Consider the following 18,927-nt stretch of genomic DNA (forward strand, 5'->3'; position numbering starts at 1 on the left):
TTGTTGACAGATGCTTTATCTTGGTCGTTTTCCTCGGTTTCCAGTCGTCTAAATTCGGTTAATTCAATCGGATTAACGAATGAGTTAACGGACATCGTAGCCAAAGAGATTGGGATTCGCTTCGGTCAGATTGATGTCGGCTAAACCGTATTCCGCCCAGCGTTGGGTGACTAACTCCGCTGTCGCTGGATCAGGTTGCAATGCCTCGCCCCAAGGCCGATCGGTTTCCGGATAAATTTTGGTGGTGGCGTCAATGCCCATTTTGCTGCCGAGGCCACTGCGCTCCGTGGCGAAATCCAAGGAGTCAAAGGGATTATCCGGCAGAATAAACACATCCCGCGCTGCATCTACTTTAGAGGTCACAGCCCAGACAACAGCCCGCGGATCACGAATATTAATGTCCTTATCCACCACAATGACAAATTTGGTGTAGCTGAATTGTGGGAGGGCACTCCAAAAGGCCAAGGCCGCCCGCCGTGCTTGACCGGGATAGGCTTTGTCGATCGCGATCACCGCAGCCTTATAGGACAACGCTTCCATCGGCAAAAAGAAATCCACAATTTCCGGAACCTGTTGTCGCAGAATGGGCGTATAAATGCGATTCAGGGCGATCGCCATCATGGCATCTTCCTTGGGGGGGCGACCGCTGAAGGTTGTTAGGTAAATGGGATTTTTGCGGTGGGTCATGCAGTGGAAATGCAGGAGGGGTGCATCTTCCTTAACGGGGCCGTAGTAACCCATGTGATCCCCCGCTGGGCCATCGATCGCCACTTCTCCGGGGGTAATTGTGCCTTCTAGGACAAATTCCGAATCCGCAGGCACTTCCAAATCCACCGTTTTACACTTGGCCAAGTGCACCCCAGAACCGCCGTAGAGTCCAGCAAACAGCCATTCCGATAAATCGATCGGCAAGGGTGTGGCCGCGGCCATAATGACGATCGGATCAACCCCGATGGCGATCGCCACTTCCAGCTTTTCGCCCCGTTCTGCGGCTTTGCGAAGGTGGCGTGTGGCTCCCCGGACGGACAGCCATTGCACGGTCATGGTGTTTTTAGATTGCAGTTGCAAGCGATAGACTCCGACGTTGGGAATCTTAGTTTCCGGGTCTTTGGTGATCATCAAGCCGAGCGTGACCACCTTACCCGCATCACCGGGATACACCTTCAGAAGCGGCAGTTTGGTAAGGTCAACTTCCTCGCCTTTTAGCACCACCTGCTGGCACGGGGGAAAGAGATCGCGATCGGGTTTAGCCTTGAGAACATCAAACAGAACCTTCCCCAGGTCGATCGCCTGTTGCAGTTTTTTGGGGGGACGGGGTTGGTACAGGATAGCGAGTTTTTTGCCCAGGTCTTCCAGTTCCGTCACCGATTCCATGTTCATTGCCCAGACGATGCGCTGCACCGTCCCCATCAGGTTAACGACCACGGGATGATCTGCGCCTTTGACGTTTTCAAACAGAAGGGCAGGCCCACCACACTGAAGCATTCGTTGGGCAATTTCGGCAATTTCCAAGTCTGGATCAACGGGGGCTGTGATGCGCCGTAGTTGACCGCGATCCTCCAATTGTTTGATAAATCCCCGCAAATCCCGTGGCATGGTTAAGCTTTGTAAAAGACCTTTCTGATCCTACACCGGGACTGCTTCGGTGGGGTGGGATTTCTGGGGTTTAGATGGGATTTTCGGGCTAGGGGAAGGGGCGGATCAAGAAGTCCCCTAGAGCATTCCGTTTTTGTCAATTCTGCGCGATCGCGTTTATCTACTGTCATTGAACAATGAATCTGTCAATCAAGATCATCAGTCATAATCCATAAACAATTTTCAGATGCGCAAACAGCACACCTGAAAATCACTCAATACTATTACAAGGTTGAATTTGACTAATCGCTGAATTTAGTTGCCAAGTCCGGGATTGCTTGGTTTTCGCAGTGGAGCGACTAGATTGAAATACCCAACTTTTTACTTGCCATCACGATCGGTATCCCCAGGCAAGGCCCTTTCCACCCGATCCCAGGCATCCCGTGCGGCATGTTGTGCCTTTTCCCACGCAAGGCGACCTTTGTTATGGCGTTCATAGTCTTCGCGCAGATGGGGTTCTGCTGCATCATAGGTCAACCCGCGTTTTGCATAGGTTGAATATCCCTCATACCCAGTGCGGTAGGCAGGATGGTAATCATCGTAGCCATAGTCTGCTTCAAAATAGGGACGAGTCGTATAGTTTGTGCTCCAGTACTCGTCTTCCAGGGTGGGATTCATCTGTTCAGCAACGCCTTTCCCGGCCAGCCCACCTGCAACCGCACCCACCACTGCACCCACCGCAGCCCCGATCGGCCCTGCAACGGTCGCCCCTACTGCGGTGGCAACGACCCCTGCACTAGCAGCCCCAACACCGGTGCCAATCGGATGGGCACCGGGTTGTCCCGTAATGGGATCTAGGTTGGCGTCTACATCATGATTGACTTTATTATCTGTACTCATTAGTAAGACCTCATTTCTACAAAAATGTGCTCCTTAAAATGCTCCTTACATCAAGGATTCAATAGCCTTTGAGCTGTCCCGCTTTGCGATTAAAAGGAGCTTGTGGTTTCCAGGGATGTTTCCAGGAATGTTTCCACAATAGCGGTCAATCATCCCCCGCCCCGTCTTCTAGAAGAGGGAAGCTCAAAATTAGCGATCTCTTCAAAAAGAAGGATTCTTGCAACAACTGATAACAACTTGCAACAACGCCAAGCAGCCAATCCATCAATTGATCTATCAATTGATCTATCAATTGATAGATCAATAAAAAAAATGATTTCCAGAAAATTCCTGATGGCTTAACTTCTGTTTTTACACTGCAATTGCTTTTTTGAGTCTTGAGTGTTCTAAAAACTAGATTCATTAATATTTTTCAGATGGATTATGGTATTGCTTTTGCGGTTGGATACAGCATTTTTTAGACGCCAGTGGATTGAATCAATCTCACGTAACTGTTGATTCGATCGAAAAATTTAGGGCACGATCTGGGTGAGCCATAAATTTTGCTCAAGTCATCCGGCTCAACTTGGATAACCTCAGTACTATGTAAGACACTTGGTTAAAATGAATACTCAATTTCTATAATTGAGTGAAATTACTGAGATGCCCCTTGGCGATTATGCAACTCAATGGCATAATTCAATCCCTGTGATAGCTCCCTGTTGACCCCTAACTTCCCTTGTTTTCGTCCAAGCCTGTGGCAGTGAAACGAACATTTCCTGATCACAGCCCCCTTTTGCAACGCATTTTTGGGCATCTTCCGGAGCTTCACCATGGTTAGTCCGCTGTTTAGGTCTTTGCCTCGTTGGTTGGCATGGTTCCCCCCTTCTAGTCCGCTTCACCGGCCTGGAGCGATCGTCCTGAGCAGCTTGGTCAGTGGCGGGCTGGTGGGTAGCAGTTTAATCCATGCCGTACCCAGTTGGGGGCAGACGGTTTCCCCTGGCACTCCCCCCCTCGATCGCGCCCTCCCCCGAGGGGATAGCATTGTTCCCCGGGACGCCCAACCTCCCTCCAGCCAGCCCTTACCCGAAACAACACCGATTCAGCCTTTACCCCCCCCATCGGAGTTGTTGCCGCCGCTGCCTGCCTCGGGCGAGACCTTTCCCAGTGGGCCAAGAACGATCGTGGTGAAGCAATTCAAAGTCACTGGGAGTACAGTGTTTTCCCAATCAGAGTTCGATCGCGTAGTGGCGGAATTTGTCGATCGACCGATTACCTTGACGGAATTGTTCCAAGCGCGATCGGCCATTACCAACTTTTATATTCAAAAGGGATATATCACCTCCGGGGCCTACATTCCGCCGCAAACCTTTAACGACGGGGTGGTGGAAATTCGGGTGTTGGAAGGGAGCCTACAAGCCATTAACGTCACCGGAACCCAGCGGCTCAATCGTGGCTATGTGCGATCGCGCATTGGCATTGCAACCCAACGCCCCTTGCAGCGGGAACGCTTGCTAGATGCCCTACGGTTACTGCAACTCGATCCTCGGATTCAAAATTTGTCTGCGGAATTATCAGCGGGCGATCGTCCCGGACAAAGCATATTGGATCTGCGAGTGGTGGAGGCCAAGACCTTTGATGCCAGTCTGACCTTAGACAATGGCCGATCGCCCAGTGTGGGCACTGAACAACGCAAAATCCAACTGCGCGAAGCCAATCTTTTGGGCTTGGGGGATAGTCTGAGTCTGTCCTATACCAATACGACGGGTAGTAACAGCTTTGATGTGGGCTATACCCTACCTGTCAGTCCCCACAATACGACGCTGAGTCTCAGTTATGGTGGATCTTCCAGTCGTGTGATTGAGCAACCGTTTAATATTTTGGAGATTGAATCCAAATCTCGCTATTACGAACTCACTCTACGCCATCCATTTCTGCAAACGCCCACCCAAGAATTCGCGATCGGGGTGACGGGCAGTTGGCGGCAAAGTCAGGCCACCTTTTTGGAGGATTTACCCTTTCCGGCAAGCGGAGCCGATGAAAACGGGAAGACGCGGGTAACGGCAGTACGATTTTTTCAAGAATGGACGCAGCGCAACAGTCGTCAGGTGTTTGCACTGCGATCGCAGTTCAGTTTGGGCTTCAATGCCTTTGGCTCAACGATTAATGCAGATGCACCCGATAGTCGCTTTTTTACTTGGCGGGGACAGGCGCAGTGGGTCAGGCTGTTGGGGCCGGATACGCTATTGCTGTTGCGGGGAGATGTGCAACTGGCCGATCGGCCATTGCTGGGATTGGAACAATTTGGCCTCGGTGGGCCGGAAACCGTACGGGGCTATCGGCAGGACTCGCTGTTGACCGATAGTGGCGTTTTGTTTTCGGCGGAGGTGCGGATTCCGATCGTCCGATTTGGGCGACAGCAGAATTTGTTGCAACTGACGCCGTTTGTGGATTTCGGCAAGGCGTGGAATCTGGGGGAACAGGATGATCCGGCAACGAATACGCTGGCTTCTGTTGGGATTGGGTTGCGGTTACAACTCGCGAATGCATTGACGGCAAGGCTGGACTGGGGGATTCCGTTGGTGGAATTTTCAACGGATCGGCAAAACTTACAGGAACGGGGCATTCATTTTTCGATCGTCGCTTCACCGTTGCGCTGATGATTAACAAGTCGAAAATAGCTAAACAAAACCCTTCTCAAAATAGAGAAGGGTTGTAAATCGTAAAAGTAGAAGTCAATCAACAGAAACTTTAAACCAATAACAACTACTCATTCATTTCCTTATAGGTTGCTACTGCGGACGGTGAAATCCGGTTGAGATAACGGAAAATCCAATATTTGAAAATCGTATCGAGAATCACTGGGAATGTCGCGATAAATAGGAAAATGAAATTACGACTGGGTGGAATGCCCAAATGCTCGGACACGCCTTCCAAGATCACTTCCCAACCGTGGGGAGAGTGGAATCCGACAAAGACATCGGTAAACAGAATGATGATAAATGCCTTGGCACTATCACTCAAACCATAGACAATTTCGTCAATAAAGCCCTTCACCGCTTCGATCTGTGCCTGGCCTCGCGTCAGGATGAAGATAAAAGCGATCACCCCAGACAGGTCGGCGATCCAGTTTTTAATTGCATTGGCACTCCGATGGGAATAATCCTTCGCGATCGCCTTCACCCGATCGCGCACTTTTTCCTCCTGAGCTTCCACCTCCGGGGCTTCCAGTCCGAGGGTTTCCCGCAGTAACGTTTCAAATTTCATACGTTCCTCAAAGGTCGTCAAACTCTTGAGAGCCTGCTCGGTCATTTCACCGTTGAGGAAAATCTTGTTGGGGTTCGTGATCGTAAATTGTCGGCTGATCCAATGGCCGGGAATAAACCGATCGGACAACGCCACATTCCGCACAGACACTTGCACCAAAATCGGGACTGCAACCAGCGTCAGGATGAAGCGAATGGCCATTTTTGTCCGTTGCCGCTTGACCTGAAAGTCTTGCATGACTTCATATTCGGCATTGGGATCGAGTTCCTGTTTCAGCCGACCGATCGTTCCCAAAATCGATCGGGGCAACACTCCCGTCTTATCGGAAATGGTTTCCAGATTACTCAGCGTATCCGACTTTCTAGCAGTCCTAGCCTGCTGATCAGCCAGGATCTGAGCGGATAAATTGGCGCTGCCGGATAAATTGGCGCTGCCATTGTAGTTGTTGATGGGCAAATTCCCCGATCGGGGCGGGGTGGCGGGTGATCCATAGGGCGTTGTTGGTGCGTCCAGGGGAACCAAAGCCGTAGAGACATTACCCCGCGACACCTGATACCGGGCCAGAATTTGATCGACAAACTGTAACTTTTCCAAGGAGATGGCTGTCCGTTCTTTGCTGGGGCGCACTAAGCGTCCAGACTCCGGCGGGGTGCTGTAACTCTCGCCACTCCCAGATTGGGGTAATTGGCGATCGGCTTTGGGATTGGTGACATTGAGGGTCGATCGACTCAAGCGAAACTCAGATAACCGTAGGCGAATGGTTTTGAGGTGTTTGTTGAGTTCCTGCTCAAAGTAAGCATAGGTTTCCTGTCCCACCTGACTATGGTTCGGACTGATTTTTTGTCCTCCAAAGTGCTCGTTTTCCAATGCCTGAATCATTAAGGCGGCATCATAGGCTTCATCCAGTGCCCGATCGGGTGTGGTCAGATACCATTGTTCAGCGCGTTGCAGATAAACACGAAGGCGAGAAAGAAAACTAACCATAATTGATGATGAGGCGGCTTTTCTCCGGAGGATGAATTAAATCCTAATGGACGAAAATATTCAAGTGCTCTAGACAACATTGCACAGCTTATTCTATGCTCGCCATTCCGAAAGATCTATCTCAGAACTAACCAAATTTCTAATCGATCGCTGTGACAAACCGATCAGGCTTCAATCAGTCAGCCGAGATCAGCCAGACTAGAATAGAGCTTCCCTAGGTTTTTTGCTATGGCAGATCAGGTGTTCGATCGTACAAGTTCTCCCTCCCGCTCCCATCCCGCTGCGCCTTCCAGACTGGCTCCATCCCCTGCACCGGGAGCCCCGCATCACACCGAGACCTCACCCAGCGATCGCCCTAACGCCTATTGGATTACCGGCTCTAGCCGTAGCGGCAAAACCCAAGCGCTGATCGATCAGTTTTGTTTATGGGCGAACGGGACTCGGCAGAGCTATCCGACGCTGCCCACCTTTCCAGGGGTGCTCGTGCTCTCGGCGATCGGAGACAACCGTATTGACTTGGCCGATCGGCTCACCGCTGCCACCCAGGCCCAGTATCCCTTCCGGGCCACCACGCCCCTCGGGTTCTTTGAAGATGAGGTGGTGCTGTTTTGGTCGTTGCTGATTGAGAAGCTGGACTTGGCGGCGCAATTCCCCCTGCGGCTGCGACCGGAGAACGAACAGGAATTGGCCCAACGGCTCTGGCAACCGGCTATCGATCGGGCGGTGGGTCAAACGGGCATCCGCGAAGCGAAGTTAGTCCGCCGCTTGCTGGATTTGATGCAATTGGCGGCCTTGGGCGGAATGGCGCTCCAGGATCTCCCGATCGTCCTGACCCAGGGGTTAGGCTCCCAATCCACCGAACTGCCCCTGCCCTACGACACCGTGCGGGATCTGCTGCTGCAATGGCGATCGTGGTGTTTGCAGCGCGGCCTGCTGACCTACAGCCTGGTTGCGGAACTCTACGGCCAAGTGCTGTTGCCCGATCCCCTCTACCGAGAGAAATTACAAAGCCGCTACACCGCCCTGTTCGCCGACGATGTGGATGAATATCCGGCGATCGTGCGGCCCCTGATAGAGCAGTTTCTGGACGCCCATGCACCTACAGTCCTGACCTATAACCCTAACGGGGGCATTCGCCTAGGGTTGGGGGCGGATCCGGAGTATTTGGCAAGCCTGCGCGATCGCTGCCAGGTAATTGAACGATCGGCAAATCCGGCGGCCTCTCTGCTGGCGGAGGTGGGTGAAGCGGTGATTGAACTGGCGATCGCGCCGACGTTTTTCCCGCCCAGCTTGCCCAACAGCATCCAGTCTCTGCAAACGGGAACCCGTGCCCAACTGCTGCGCCAAACCAGCGAGCTCATTCTAGAAGGCATCCAGCGGGGGCAGGTGGAACCGAGCGATGTGGCGATTATTGCCCCCGGTTTGGAACCGATTTCCCGCTATGCCTTGACCAATATTCTGACTAGCCAAGGGGTGCGGGTGGAGAATTTGAACGAACAGCGCCCACTGACCTCGGTGGCGATCGTGCGGGGCTTGCTGTCGCTGCTGACGCTGGTTTATCCCGGTTTGGGACGGCGGATCAAACGGGATGCGATCGCGGAAATGTTAGGGGTTTTGAGCTTGGGGGCGATCGATCCGGTGCGGGCGGGACTGCTGGCCGATCACTGCTTTGAACCCCATCCGGAAACGCCGCGTCTGTTGCCTAGCCAGGTGTTTGCCCGCTGGGATCGCCTGGGTTACCAAGCCAGCCAAGCCTACGAAGATCTGGTGCAGTGGATTGCGAATCAGCAAGCTCAACTGAGTCAGCGCATGATTGCGACGCCGGTGGTGCTGCTCGATCGGGCGATCCAAAAATTTTTCCAGGGGGGAACCCATCTGCCCTTTGAGCAGGTGGCCAGTTTGCGGGAGTTGATGGAAACAGCGCAGCACTATTGGGAGGTAGAAGCCCGACTGCGGTTAAGGGATTCCCGTGCCCAAGTTGAGGCTCAAGTCGAGGCTCAAGTTCAGGCTCAAGTCGAAGCCCGGATCGAGGCTCAACCCATTGCCCGGTTTATCCAACTGCTGCGGGCGGGGGCGGTGACGGCGAATCCCTTCCCCGTGCGTCCGATCGGCCCTGCCCGGAATGCTGTTACCCTGGCTACCGTGTTCCAGTACCGTTCCAGTCGCCGATCGCACCGTTGGCAGTTCTGGTTGGATGCGGGCAGTCCGCGCTGGCTGAGTGGGGTGGATTCGTTGTTTGCGGCTCCGTTGTTTTTGCAAGGTTGGTCGGGGCATCTCTGGACGGTGGATGACACCCAGGCGGCCAATGAACGGCGGTTGCAACGGATTCTCACCGATCTGCTGAGCTGCACCCAGGAGCAGGTGGTGCTTTGTTACAGTGACTTGGCTTCTAACGGTCAGGAACAGACGGGGGTATTGTTGTCGTTGGTCAATGCGGCGGCTCCGATCGGGCTGGGGGACGATCGGGCGGTTGAGGCAGAAACGATCGTGATCGATCGTTGAGTTCTGCTGGATCGAGTAAAATTTTGCAGCTTGGGTCGCTGACTCTCTCAAGATTGGGCGACACTTAAAGCTAGGCCAGCAACGGATTTTTGACGATCGGGAACGGAAACGAACTATGGCACTTTCCTTTAAACAACTGGCGATCGGGGTTTCTTTGGTCGCGATCGGGAGTGGTGTGGGACTGATCACGGCCAGTTGTGTGCGCAATGGTGCGAAAAATCCTGAAGGTTCTCCTCCGGCTCCCGTCAGCTCGACCCAGGCCAATCCACCAACGCAGTCAGCCCCCAGTGTGAATAATCCCAACTTTATTGCCGATGCGGTGGAGCGGGTGGGGCCTGCGGTGGTGCGGATTAATGCGGCTCGTCGGGTTGCGAATGCTCCCGATGCGTTCCAAAATCCGTTGTTGCGGCGCTTTTTTGGCGATCAGATGCCAGAGCAGCAACCGGAGCGGGTGGAACGGGGCACGGGTTCGGGCTTCATTTTGACGACGGATGGCCGGATTTTGACCAATGCCCATGTGGTGGCGGAGGCGGATGAGGTGAATGTGGTGCTGAAGGATGGCCGATCGTTTAAGGGGAAGGTTTTGGGCTTAGATCCGGTGACGGATGTGGCGGCGATTAAGATTGATGCCCAGAATTTACCGACGGTGAAGTTGGGGGATTCCGATCGCTTGATTCCGGGGCAATGGGCGATCGCGATCGGCAATCCCCTAGGACTCGATAACACAGTGACGGCGGGGATTATCAGTGCGACGGGGCGATCGAGTCGGCAGGTGGGCATTTCGGACAAGCGTATTAATTTCATCCAAACCGATGCGGCGATTAATCCGGGGAATTCCGGTGGCCCGTTGCTCAATGATCGGGGCGAGGTGATTGGGATTAATACGGCGATTCGGGCCGATGCCCAGGGGTTGGGGTTTGCGATTCCGATCGCGACGGCGCAACGCATTGGGGATCAGCTTTTCAGCAAAGGCAAGGCCTCTCACCCGTTCCTGGGGATTCAAATGATGGAGCTGACGCCGGAACTCCAGGAACAAATCAACAATGACCCCGATGCCAATCTGCAAATTACCCAAAGTAGCGGGGTGCTGATTGTGCGGGTGGGTAGAGGTTCGCCAGCGGCCCAAGGGGGACTGAAGGCGGGGGATATTGTGCAGAAAGTGAATGGGCAACCGATTAAAACTTCGGGGGATGTGCAAGACAAGGTGGAAGCGAGTACGATCGGGCAAGGGCTGACGTTTGAAGTGTTGCGGGGCAATCAAACGGTGACGGTGGAAGTGCGTCCGGGAGAATACCCGACGCAACGTCAGTCTGACGAGCCTAGGTAATCAGCGTTTTTCAAGCTCCTATGGATTTTTATCTGATTCGGGTACTATTTCCGGCGCTCTTGATTGACCTTGTCCTCACGGCTGTTTTTTGCTGGAAAGGAACTTTTCTGCAACGAAGTAAACAAGTCTTGATGGCATTGCTTCCAGCACTGCTTTACCTCATTGCAGCGCTGGGTTGGGTGGTGATTCTGGAGCGTGGAGATGCACGATTTCAAGGGCAAGGGGTCATCGGGTTATATTTCCTGCTAGGGTTGGGCCTTGTGTTCACGTTTCTGCGCTTGTTGTTGGGAGTTATACTTTTCATCAGCTTCCGCCGTCGCTAAAATCATGGCGCGATCTGAAGTTAGCGATCGGTTCTGGCCGCATCGGTTCTGAAGGAGTCGTATTGCTTTTCAACAAGAGGGGTGGAATTGCTTCTCAGGAGTTGACCGAAGGAATTGATTGATCTGTTTTGTTGATCTATCTGTGATGAGGGCAAGCCATTATGGGTTCATTACCGTCTACAGCTCCCCGTTCTCCCAGGGTCAATTCAGCCTTTCAACGGTTGATGTCGGTGCATTGGTGGATGGCGGTTTGCTATCTGATTTTGTTTGTCGTGGGAACTTGGATGGCGCAGTTACCCAGGGAGGTCTCATTTCGAGGATCGCTCTATGATTTCCATAAGTCGATCGGGTTGTTAACGTTAGGGTTATTAACCTGGCGGATTTTGGTATTGCTACAAGTGATTGGCAAGAAGTACAGTAAGCGTTTTCCGAAGTTGTCACCGAAGTGGATTCGCAATGTGATCCTGCATACGCTGCTCTATGGTTTGATGTGGGTGGTTCCGGTGACGGGAATTTTTCTGTCGAATTCGTTTCGTCCCAATAATGTCAAGTTTTTTGGGATTGTGATTCCGGATATTTTTCCCCAGAGTCAACCGATGGTGGATGTGGGACGAGGTTTACATTTCTGGCTATCCTACAGTTTTTTGGCGTTGATTATTTTGCATATGTTGGTTCAGTGGAAGGTGGTGAAGGCGAATTGGCGACGGTTTAAGGGGTTTGTCAAAACGAAGTTTTCCAGGAATGCTGCGGGCTGCTAGGTCGATCGTTGGGTGAACCGAGAGGAGAAATGTCTGCTTTGCTCCAACGACGCATTCGAACTGAGCAGTCCTGCATCTTGGAAAAAAGGCTCTCGTTGCAGCAGAAAATCTAAAACGATATTGGTATCAATTAAAACTCTCACTGAAGATACTTCTCCACCCGCCGCTCTTCCAGCATCGCTGCTACTTCTTCATCGGTTGGGGCAGGTTGGTCTGTTTTTAATAAGCCTCTCATTAATCAAGTCTTTCTAGATTTTTCGCCTGAAAACGACTGCCCAAGAAACAACCTGAAAAGCCGATCGAGTTTTGCATCACACAGATGAGTGAGAAAATGCACGATCGCTCTCAACTACCACTATTTCTGCTTTCGCGGACGGGTTTCTGGGTCAATGAACCAGTTACTTTTGCTGAAACCTCGATCGATTTCATGCTGGGAAAACAAACGGATCAATGTTGCAAAAGCCTCGATCGATGAGTCCGCGCAGAGTCTCGAATGACATTGATGATGCGATTATGGGAGCGATCGTGATTATTGCAATTCTGAAACGTAAACTGAAATGCTGGAAAGACAGAGAATGGAAGGGCTTTTTTCTCTCTGGGCAGTCAGCATAACGGCAAAACGCAGCGGCGGCAGATAACCATAAACTCAGCACCAGCGGATTTCGTCCGTCCGCTGCCGTGAAGTGTTAGGCTGCCCTAACCAGAATCACGTCAAAATAAGCTTCTCTGTTCTGCTTCAGGAAGAACAACTCCCCATCTGAGATAGTAAGCAAAAAAGGGATCAGAAATGTGGAGATAAGAGCTATCCCAATCAACAACAGGCTCACCCTCAATTTCATCTTTAGCGATCTCGGACATCTTTTCTAATATTCGCGTTACTTCATGAGCCTGTGGTATTTCATCACTTAATACTGTTCGCAAACCTGTACGTATATCCTCATAAGACAATCTTATTTTGGGACCAGTTGAGGCAATTGCAAATAAAACAGCGCCATATATATCACACGTTTCACCATTCACTAGTGTTCTTCTTATACGGTCAGTACGCTGGCGAGGTCCTATTGCCAGACGCTCAAAAGCTAATTTCGATGTATCAGATGCCATATTTCTAAAGAAGGACTGCCAGTCATCTGGTTCCTGTAACTCGATAAGTGATGACTGAGATTCGCGCACACCATTTGCTTTACATAAAGCTGCACAAAAGTCCTGCATGAGGTGTGGGCTATCAAATGATTCTTCAGCCATTTTCCTCACAAGTTCAGGATTGCAATGCACGTTAAGCGCCCTAAAACCAAGTTCTGCAATTTTTTCTAATTCACTTGCCTGCCATGCCGGTATCTGTAATTGCTTTACTCGTCCAGTCATTTCTTTTTCCACTCGTATGACATCGAATGCCCTATGAGGTACGGTGATTAGAATGACTGGCAAACCTTCAAAAATAGGATCTTTAAGACTACGTACAATCGATTGTTGTATAGGTTTATCTATGTAATGAAAATCATCTACAACCAGCGGGATTTTGTGATCAAGCAGTTGGTTGATAGCTGAGGAAGCTGATGGAACTGTGCGGCTTACAGTTTGACTGACCCCATACTGTTCACTCTCATTGAACTGCGACTTAATGTCCCCTCCCATCCCTCCTGGTTTAATACTGGCAGTCATCTCACGCCCTGACACAGTATTTGTATTCTCATTTGTCGTCTCACTAAGTGAGGTATAGCCTCCTGTCTTTTCCAAGACTATCCCCCAAAAACTGTTCAAATCACTTACTTGACCACCAGGAATCCAGAAACTAGATTGCTTTGGAACAATTTTTCGGACTAAAACAGTCTTACCAGACTTAGTTGAACCAGATATAGACAGCAGCTTGTATCGAGCATCAAGATAATCCTCAACTGTAGACTCAAGCTGATATTCATCGCGGGAAATATAGGTGATGCTAGGAAATCCGCCAGCCACAAAAACATCGCTTAATCTCACCACGTCTTGCTTCTCCTCAGATGTTGATAAGCTCAGTTTCCATCCAATTATAGTTTGAAAAAATGTTGGATACGGATCAGCTTTAGCCGCCTAACTATATTATTAGATCGATTTTTTCTGTCTAATACCCTCTCAGTCCCCAAATGGATAGAAAAATTCTATCTAATTGGAAAAATGGGACATTAGGATGAATAGATTCTCCGTATATTAACCCTTGCCAAATCAAAATGCTGGAGATTTCAGCATTTCTTCCACTCTCCTCAGCTTCCTTCGCTGCCTAATATCCAAAAATCCTAATTAGATCGATTTAGGTCGATTCTCTAGGAATCGGATACCTCATTTGAGTGAGGTGCCCACAGGCTACAAGACAAGCAAACCTGCGGGACACCTACGCCACAGCCTTTACCAACGGCGCTGCAACACACTCACCCATTCGCCTTCCACACCGGGTACAGGCATTGGTTTTCCCCAATACACCCTGTCCACAAACCCGATCGAATGCAATCGGTTAATGATTGACTCTACTGTTTCCTTAGTGCCGAAAAGCTGTAACCGATAGTATGGATGCAACTGTTCGATCGAGCGATCGCTCCGATCGCTAGAACCTTTCGCCATATTGTGAGCTTCTCCTTGTAGTGAACCTAAGAAGCCCCAAAATTTAGAGCCACCCCGTTTGACATCACAAACAAGAGTGGCTCGGTCAGATGTTAAAATCCTCATCAAGCCTCCTTGCTGTAGCACCAGCGAGGGGGAATAGCTACCCGGAGTTGCGTCAACAACGAAGGGTAGTGCTCTAAATTGTTGGGAACCCAGCGACCCCATGCTTCATACCGACCCGTCAAAGAAGGATGTCCATGGCAACCGCTATGAAAAACCAGCCTACGGACAAACTCCTCCCAAGTCAACCGTACAGAACCAAAAAAATATTAACCTTACTCCGATCGTAGAAAACACCAACCCCTGCCTCCCCACCCCCAGACAATGCACAGTAGGATAGTCAATGGAGCGACGCCAACTTCCCCGCCCATGCCCTGCCCATCCCCCCTGCCCCCCACCGAGTTCCCCCGTTGGGTGCACGTCTGCCAAGGCAAATCCTGCCGCAAACTCGGCGCAGCCCAGGTTCTCGCCGCCTTCCAAGCCCAGTCCACCTGCCCAGTCCCGATCGTCCCCGGCTCCTGCCTCGGACAATGCGGCAACGGGCCAATGGTCGTGGTGTTACCCGAAAAAACTTGGTATTGTCGGGTGAGTCCCGCAGAAGTGCCCGCGATCGTCGATCGTCACCTGAACCAGGGGCAGCCCATCCCAGCCATGCTCTACCCCAAATTCCATCCCACCCATCCTGACTAGCCCCTCCCGATTGCCACCATGGTGACCCATTCCCGGAAAAGCCTCCCCCTCATCCAAGACCCCGAACAATTGGAAGCCCGGTTGAAGGAAATCCCCTTGGAACCGGGCGTGTATTACATGCGGGATGCATCCGACAACATCCTCTACATCGGTAAATCTAAAAAACTACGATCGCGACTCCGACAATATTTCAACGGTCAAGATACCCGATCGCGAATTCCGACCATGATGCGACTGGTCACGGAAGTGGAATTCATCGTAACCGACACCGAAGCCGAAGCCCTAGCGCTGGAAGCCAACCTGATTCGGCAACACCAACCCCACTACAACGTCCTGCTGAAGGACGACAAAAAATATCCCTACCTCTGCATCACCTGGTCAGACCCCTATCCCCGCATTTTTATCACCCGGCGGCGACAGATGGGCAACTCCCGCGATCGCTACTACGGCCCCTACGTAGACACCCAACTCCTGCGCAGTACCTTGGCCCTGGTCAAACGCATTTTCCCCCTGCGACAACGCCCCCAACCGCTGTTTAAAGATCGCCCCTGCTTAAACTATGACATTGGCCGCTGTCCCGGCGTCTGCCAAGGCTTAATCCAACCGGACGACTATCGCAAAACCCTGCAAAAAGTGGCGATGATTTTCCAGGGACGCAGTGGAGAACTGGTCGATACCCTGACCGAGCAAATGGAGCAAGCCGCCGAAGCCCTCAACTTTGAACATGCGGCGCGATTGCGCGATCAAATCCAAGGCTTAAAGGAGTTAGGAGCCGATCAAAAAGTCGCCCTCTCCGACGACACCATCTCCCGCGACGCGATCGCCCTAGTCGCCGATGATCACCATGCCTGCGTGCAGTTATTCCAAATTCGTGCCGGACGGTTGGTAGGGCGGCTGGGCTATGTCGCCGATGCCCGATCGGGGGAACCGGGAGCCATTTTGCAGCGAGTTTTGGAAGAACATTTCCAAACCGTCGATCCCGTGGAAATTCCCACGGAAATTTTGGTGCAGCACGAATTGCCCGAGGCCGACATTCTAGCCGCCTACCTCAGCCAAGCCAAGGGCCGCAAAGTCTCGATCGTCCATCCCCAGCGGCAATCCAAAGCCGACCTCCTGGAAATGGTGGAACGCAACGCCGCCTACGAACTGGCACGGACTCAACGGGTGGTCGATCGTAATAACCAAGCCATGCAGGACTTAGCGGAAATTTTAGATTTACCGGAATGGCCCAGACGCATTGAAGGCTATGACATTTCCCACATTCAAGGTTCCGATGCGGTGGCCTCCCAAGTTGTATTCGTCGATGGATTACCGGCCAAACAACATTACCGTCACTTTAAAATTAAAAATCCCGATGTCCGTCCGGGTCACTCCGATGACTTCGCTAGTATGGCCGAGGTGATTACGCGGCGGTTCCGTAAGTATGCCAACGCCAAAGCTCGGGGAGAACAGATTCGCCGTTGGAACGAGTCCTCAGTCTTAACACGGCAATCCACATCCTTTTCAGATTTTCCCGATTTAGTCATGATCGACGGCGGCAAAGGCCAACTCTCAGCAGTGGTCAATGCCCTGCGGGAGATGAATTTGCTGGAAGAAATTCGCGTTGTCAGTTTAGCCAAGCAACGGGAAGAGATTTTTCTGCCGGGGGAATCCCTACCGTTAGTCACCGAAGCAGAACAGCCGGGGGTGCAATTGCTGCGGCGCTTGCGAGATGAAGCCCACCGCTTTGCCGTCACGTTCCACCGCCAACAACGCAGTAAACGCATGCAACGATCGCGCCTGGATGAAGTGCCGGGACTGGGCCATTATCGCCAAAAGCAACTCCTCGCCACCTTTCGATCGATCGATTACATCCGCGAGGCAACGGTAGAGCAGTTAGCAGCGGTACCGGGAATTGGCCCCAAAATGGCCGAGCAAATTTACGAATATTTCCATCCCACCCAGGAAGCAGAAGCCATCTCCTGAAACCCTGACATTGGCGAATATTTCCTCACAAGATTCTCAAATTTCTCCCGTAGCGTCAGGGATGAATGGTTGCAACGCCCGGTAATCCCCCTACATTACCGTTGAGGATTTTGATTATGAATATGGCAAAGGAACAGATCCACTATGGACTGGAGCACCATGGTATTTTGCAACCCGGCATGGTGTATTGGAATCTTTCGGTACCGGCCCTCTACGAAGAAGCCCTGCGACGCCGGGAAGGAATGTTAGCAGCAGCGGGGCCTTTAGTAGTCCGAACGGGCCATCACACCGGTCGATCGCCCAATGACAAATTCATTGTTCGGGAAGCCAGTACCGTGGATGAAGTTTGGTGGGGCAAAATTAACCATCCCTTGAGTGAACACCGCTTTGAGTCGCTCCGGGCGCGGATGTTGGCCTATTTGCAAGGGCGCGATCTGTTTGTGCAGCATCGCTTTGCGGGGGCTGATCCGGCCTATCGCATTGGGGTGCGTTTCATTACCGAAATGGCTTGGCATAACTTATTTGTGCAAAATCTGTTTATTTCCCCCAGTCATGAAGAGCTTTTAAACTTTGTTCCCGATTTTACGGTGATTACATTGCCCAATTTCCATGCCACACCTGAAATTGACGGCACCAATTCCGATGTTTTTATTGTTTTAGATTTTGAGCGTAAGCTGGTGTTGATTGGTGGCACTAGCTATGCCGGAGAGATGAAAAAAGCAATCTTCACAACGTTGAACTATCTGTTGCCCCATCACCATGTGTTGCCGATGCACTGCGCGGCCAATGTGGGTCAGGATGGTCGGGTCGCATTGTTCTTTGGCCTGTCGGGAACGGGAAAAACCACGCTGTCCGCCGATCCCCAGCGGACATTGATTGGGGATGATGAACATGGCTGGAGCGATCGGGGCATTTTCAACTTTGAAGGCGGCTGCTATGCCAAGTTAATTCGTCTGTCACCGGAAGCGGAGCCGGATATTTATCAAACCACCCAACGGTTTGGCACGATTTTGGAAAATGTGGCGATCGATCCGCTAACGCGACAGTTGGACTTAGATGATGGGAGCTTAACAGAAAACACAAGGGGAGCCTATCCCATCCGGTTTATTGACAATATCGATTCCACGGGAACCACGGGCCATCCCCAGGATATTGTGTTTCTAACGGCGGATGCGTTGGGGATTTTGCCGCCGATCGCGCAACTAACGCCAGAACAGGCGATGTACCATTTCCTCAGCGGTTACACGTCCAAGGTGGCCGGAACGGAAAAGGGCTTGGGCCATGAGCCGGAGGTGGTCTTTAGCGCATGCTTTGGTGCACCGTTTATGGCATTGCATCCCCATGTCTATGCCGATTTGCTCGGGCAAAAGATTGTGCGGCACCGTGCTCGGGTGTGGTTGGTGAATACGGGCTGGACGGGGGGCAGCTATGGTGAGGGCGATCGCATGCCGATTCAGCAAACGCGGGCGATGTTATCTGCGGCGTTGAGTGGGGCATTGGATCAGGTGAAGACGGTGGTTGATCCGTTGTTTGGCTTCCGGATTCCGATCGCCTGTCCGGGCGTGGAGGCCAAGCTGTTAAATCCCCGTCTGACGTGGAGTGATCCAGCAAATTATGATTTGCAAGCGTTGAAGTTAGCGCAACGGTTTGTGGATAATTTTCGGCAGTTTGAGGCGATGGTAAGTCCTGAAGTTCTGCAAGGTGCACCATCCCTGACGCTCCAACCGGATTTGGTTTCGATGCGGTGACTTCGATTGATCGGGGGCTAGGGACTCAAGACGGGTGCTGAATACGAGTGCTAATTAATACCTGATCGTATTTACACAACACGATCAGGATTGTAGGCATCCCCCCAAGTCGCGGTTCCTCCTTGCTTTGCACTCAGCGAGGAGGATTGAGCAGGATTTGAACCCAGGATTTCAACCTGCGATCGAGCCACTCTTTTTTGGGATATCCAGTGGGGTGGCTCTACGCTTTTTGGGGGAGCCCAACTCTCATAAAAACTTCACCCCTACGCCAA

At 51.8% G+C, this 18,927-nt stretch carries 14 protein-coding genes and 1 pseudogene; 9 read left to right on the forward strand and 6 right to left on the reverse strand.

Annotated features, from left to right (window positions below):
* Positions 1-84 precede the first annotated feature (84 nt).
* The gene (locus tag H6G21_RS17260) at positions 85-1,596 is read right to left on the reverse strand and encodes a UbiD family decarboxylase (RefSeq protein WP_190574674.1); all 1,512 of its coding nucleotides are present in this window, start codon (positions 1,594-1,596) and stop codon (positions 85-87) included.
* A gap of 360 nt (positions 1,597-1,956) precedes the next feature.
* Positions 1,957-2,475 carry a hypothetical protein gene (locus tag H6G21_RS17265; protein WP_190574675.1) on the reverse strand — a complete coding sequence of 173 codons (519 nt, stop codon included), beginning with the start codon at positions 2,473-2,475 and terminating at the stop codon, positions 1,957-1,959.
* 812 nt (positions 2,476-3,287) lie between these two features.
* Between H6G21_RS17265 and H6G21_RS17270 the strand changes: the two genes are divergently transcribed.
* The gene (locus H6G21_RS17270; protein ID WP_190574676.1) at positions 3,288-5,114 is read left to right on the forward strand and encodes a ShlB/FhaC/HecB family hemolysin secretion/activation protein; all 1,827 of its coding nucleotides are present in this window, start codon (positions 3,288-3,290) and stop codon (positions 5,112-5,114) included.
* Positions 5,115-5,220: 106 nt separating this feature from the next.
* On the opposite strand, the gene H6G21_RS17275 is transcribed toward H6G21_RS17270, so the two are convergent.
* Positions 5,221-6,705 carry a proton extrusion protein PcxA gene (locus H6G21_RS17275; RefSeq protein WP_190574677.1) on the reverse strand — a complete coding sequence of 495 codons (1,485 nt, stop codon included), beginning with the start codon at positions 6,703-6,705 and terminating at the stop codon, positions 5,221-5,223.
* A 228-nt stretch (positions 6,706-6,933) separates the two neighbouring features.
* Here H6G21_RS17275 and H6G21_RS17280 point away from each other — a divergent pair, with 228 nt between their 5' ends.
* The 4 genes from H6G21_RS17280 to H6G21_RS17295 all read left to right on the forward strand — a co-directional run bounded on the left by H6G21_RS17280 (position 6,934) and on the right by H6G21_RS17295 (position 11,615).
* Entirely contained in the window at positions 6,934-9,207 is a 2,274-nt protein-coding gene (locus H6G21_RS17280; protein ID WP_242041902.1) for a recombinase family protein, read from the forward strand.
* Positions 9,208-9,322: 115 nt separating this feature from the next.
* Positions 9,323-10,534 carry an HhoA/HhoB/HtrA family serine endopeptidase gene (locus H6G21_RS17285; protein WP_190574678.1) on the forward strand — a complete coding sequence of 404 codons (1,212 nt, stop codon included), beginning with the start codon at positions 9,323-9,325 and terminating at the stop codon, positions 10,532-10,534.
* A gap of 20 nt (positions 10,535-10,554) precedes the next feature.
* Positions 10,555-10,857, forward strand: coding sequence for a hypothetical protein (locus H6G21_RS17290; RefSeq protein ID WP_190574679.1), 303 nt, complete (start codon positions 10,555-10,557; stop codon positions 10,855-10,857).
* Between the two features lie 161 nt (positions 10,858-11,018).
* Positions 11,019-11,615: a cytochrome b/b6 domain-containing protein gene (locus H6G21_RS17295; RefSeq protein WP_190574680.1), complete on the forward strand. Its 597-nt coding sequence runs from the start codon at positions 11,019-11,021 to the stop codon at positions 11,613-11,615.
* 71 nt (positions 11,616-11,686) lie between these two features.
* Here the strand turns inward: H6G21_RS17295 and H6G21_RS26290 are convergent.
* Positions 11,687-11,758, reverse strand: a pseudogene (locus H6G21_RS26290) (PIN domain-containing protein); the annotation flags it as partial.
* Positions 11,759-12,065: 307 nt separating this feature from the next.
* On the opposite strand from H6G21_RS26290, the gene H6G21_RS17300 reads away from it, so the two are divergent.
* On the forward strand, positions 12,066-12,227 hold the full coding sequence (locus tag H6G21_RS17300) for a hypothetical protein (protein ID WP_190574681.1): 162 nt from the start codon (positions 12,066-12,068) through the stop codon (positions 12,225-12,227).
* A 99-nt stretch (positions 12,228-12,326) separates the two neighbouring features.
* Here H6G21_RS17300 and H6G21_RS17305 read toward each other — a convergent pair whose 3' ends face one another.
* A complete protein-coding gene (locus H6G21_RS17305; protein ID WP_190574682.1) occupies positions 12,327-13,598 on the reverse strand; it encodes a hypothetical protein in 1,272 nt (423 codons plus the stop codon).
* Between the two features lie 399 nt (positions 13,599-13,997).
* A complete protein-coding gene (locus tag H6G21_RS17310; protein WP_190574683.1) occupies positions 13,998-14,210 on the reverse strand; it encodes a hypothetical protein in 213 nt (70 codons plus the stop codon).
* A gap of 411 nt (positions 14,211-14,621) precedes the next feature.
* Between H6G21_RS17310 and H6G21_RS17315 the strand changes: the two genes are divergently transcribed.
* From H6G21_RS17315 to H6G21_RS17325, 3 genes are all read left to right on the forward strand, one after another.
* Positions 14,622-14,942: a (2Fe-2S) ferredoxin domain-containing protein gene (locus H6G21_RS17315; RefSeq protein ID WP_190574684.1), complete on the forward strand. Its 321-nt coding sequence runs from the start codon at positions 14,622-14,624 to the stop codon at positions 14,940-14,942.
* Between the two features lie 18 nt (positions 14,943-14,960).
* Complete coding sequence (gene uvrC / locus H6G21_RS17320; protein WP_190574685.1) at positions 14,961-16,907, forward strand: excinuclease ABC subunit UvrC; 1,947 nt, start codon at positions 14,961-14,963, stop codon at positions 16,905-16,907.
* A gap of 122 nt (positions 16,908-17,029) precedes the next feature.
* Positions 17,030-18,655 (forward strand): phosphoenolpyruvate carboxykinase, encoded by a 1,626-nt coding sequence (locus H6G21_RS17325; protein WP_199307291.1) that lies wholly within the window; start codon positions 17,030-17,032, stop codon positions 18,653-18,655.
* Positions 18,656-18,927: the final 272 nt, after the last annotated feature.

It is taken from the genome of Alkalinema sp. FACHB-956, assembly GCF_014697025.1.
Classification (GTDB): Bacteria; Cyanobacteriota; Cyanobacteriia; order Leptolyngbyales; family Leptolyngbyaceae; genus Alkalinema.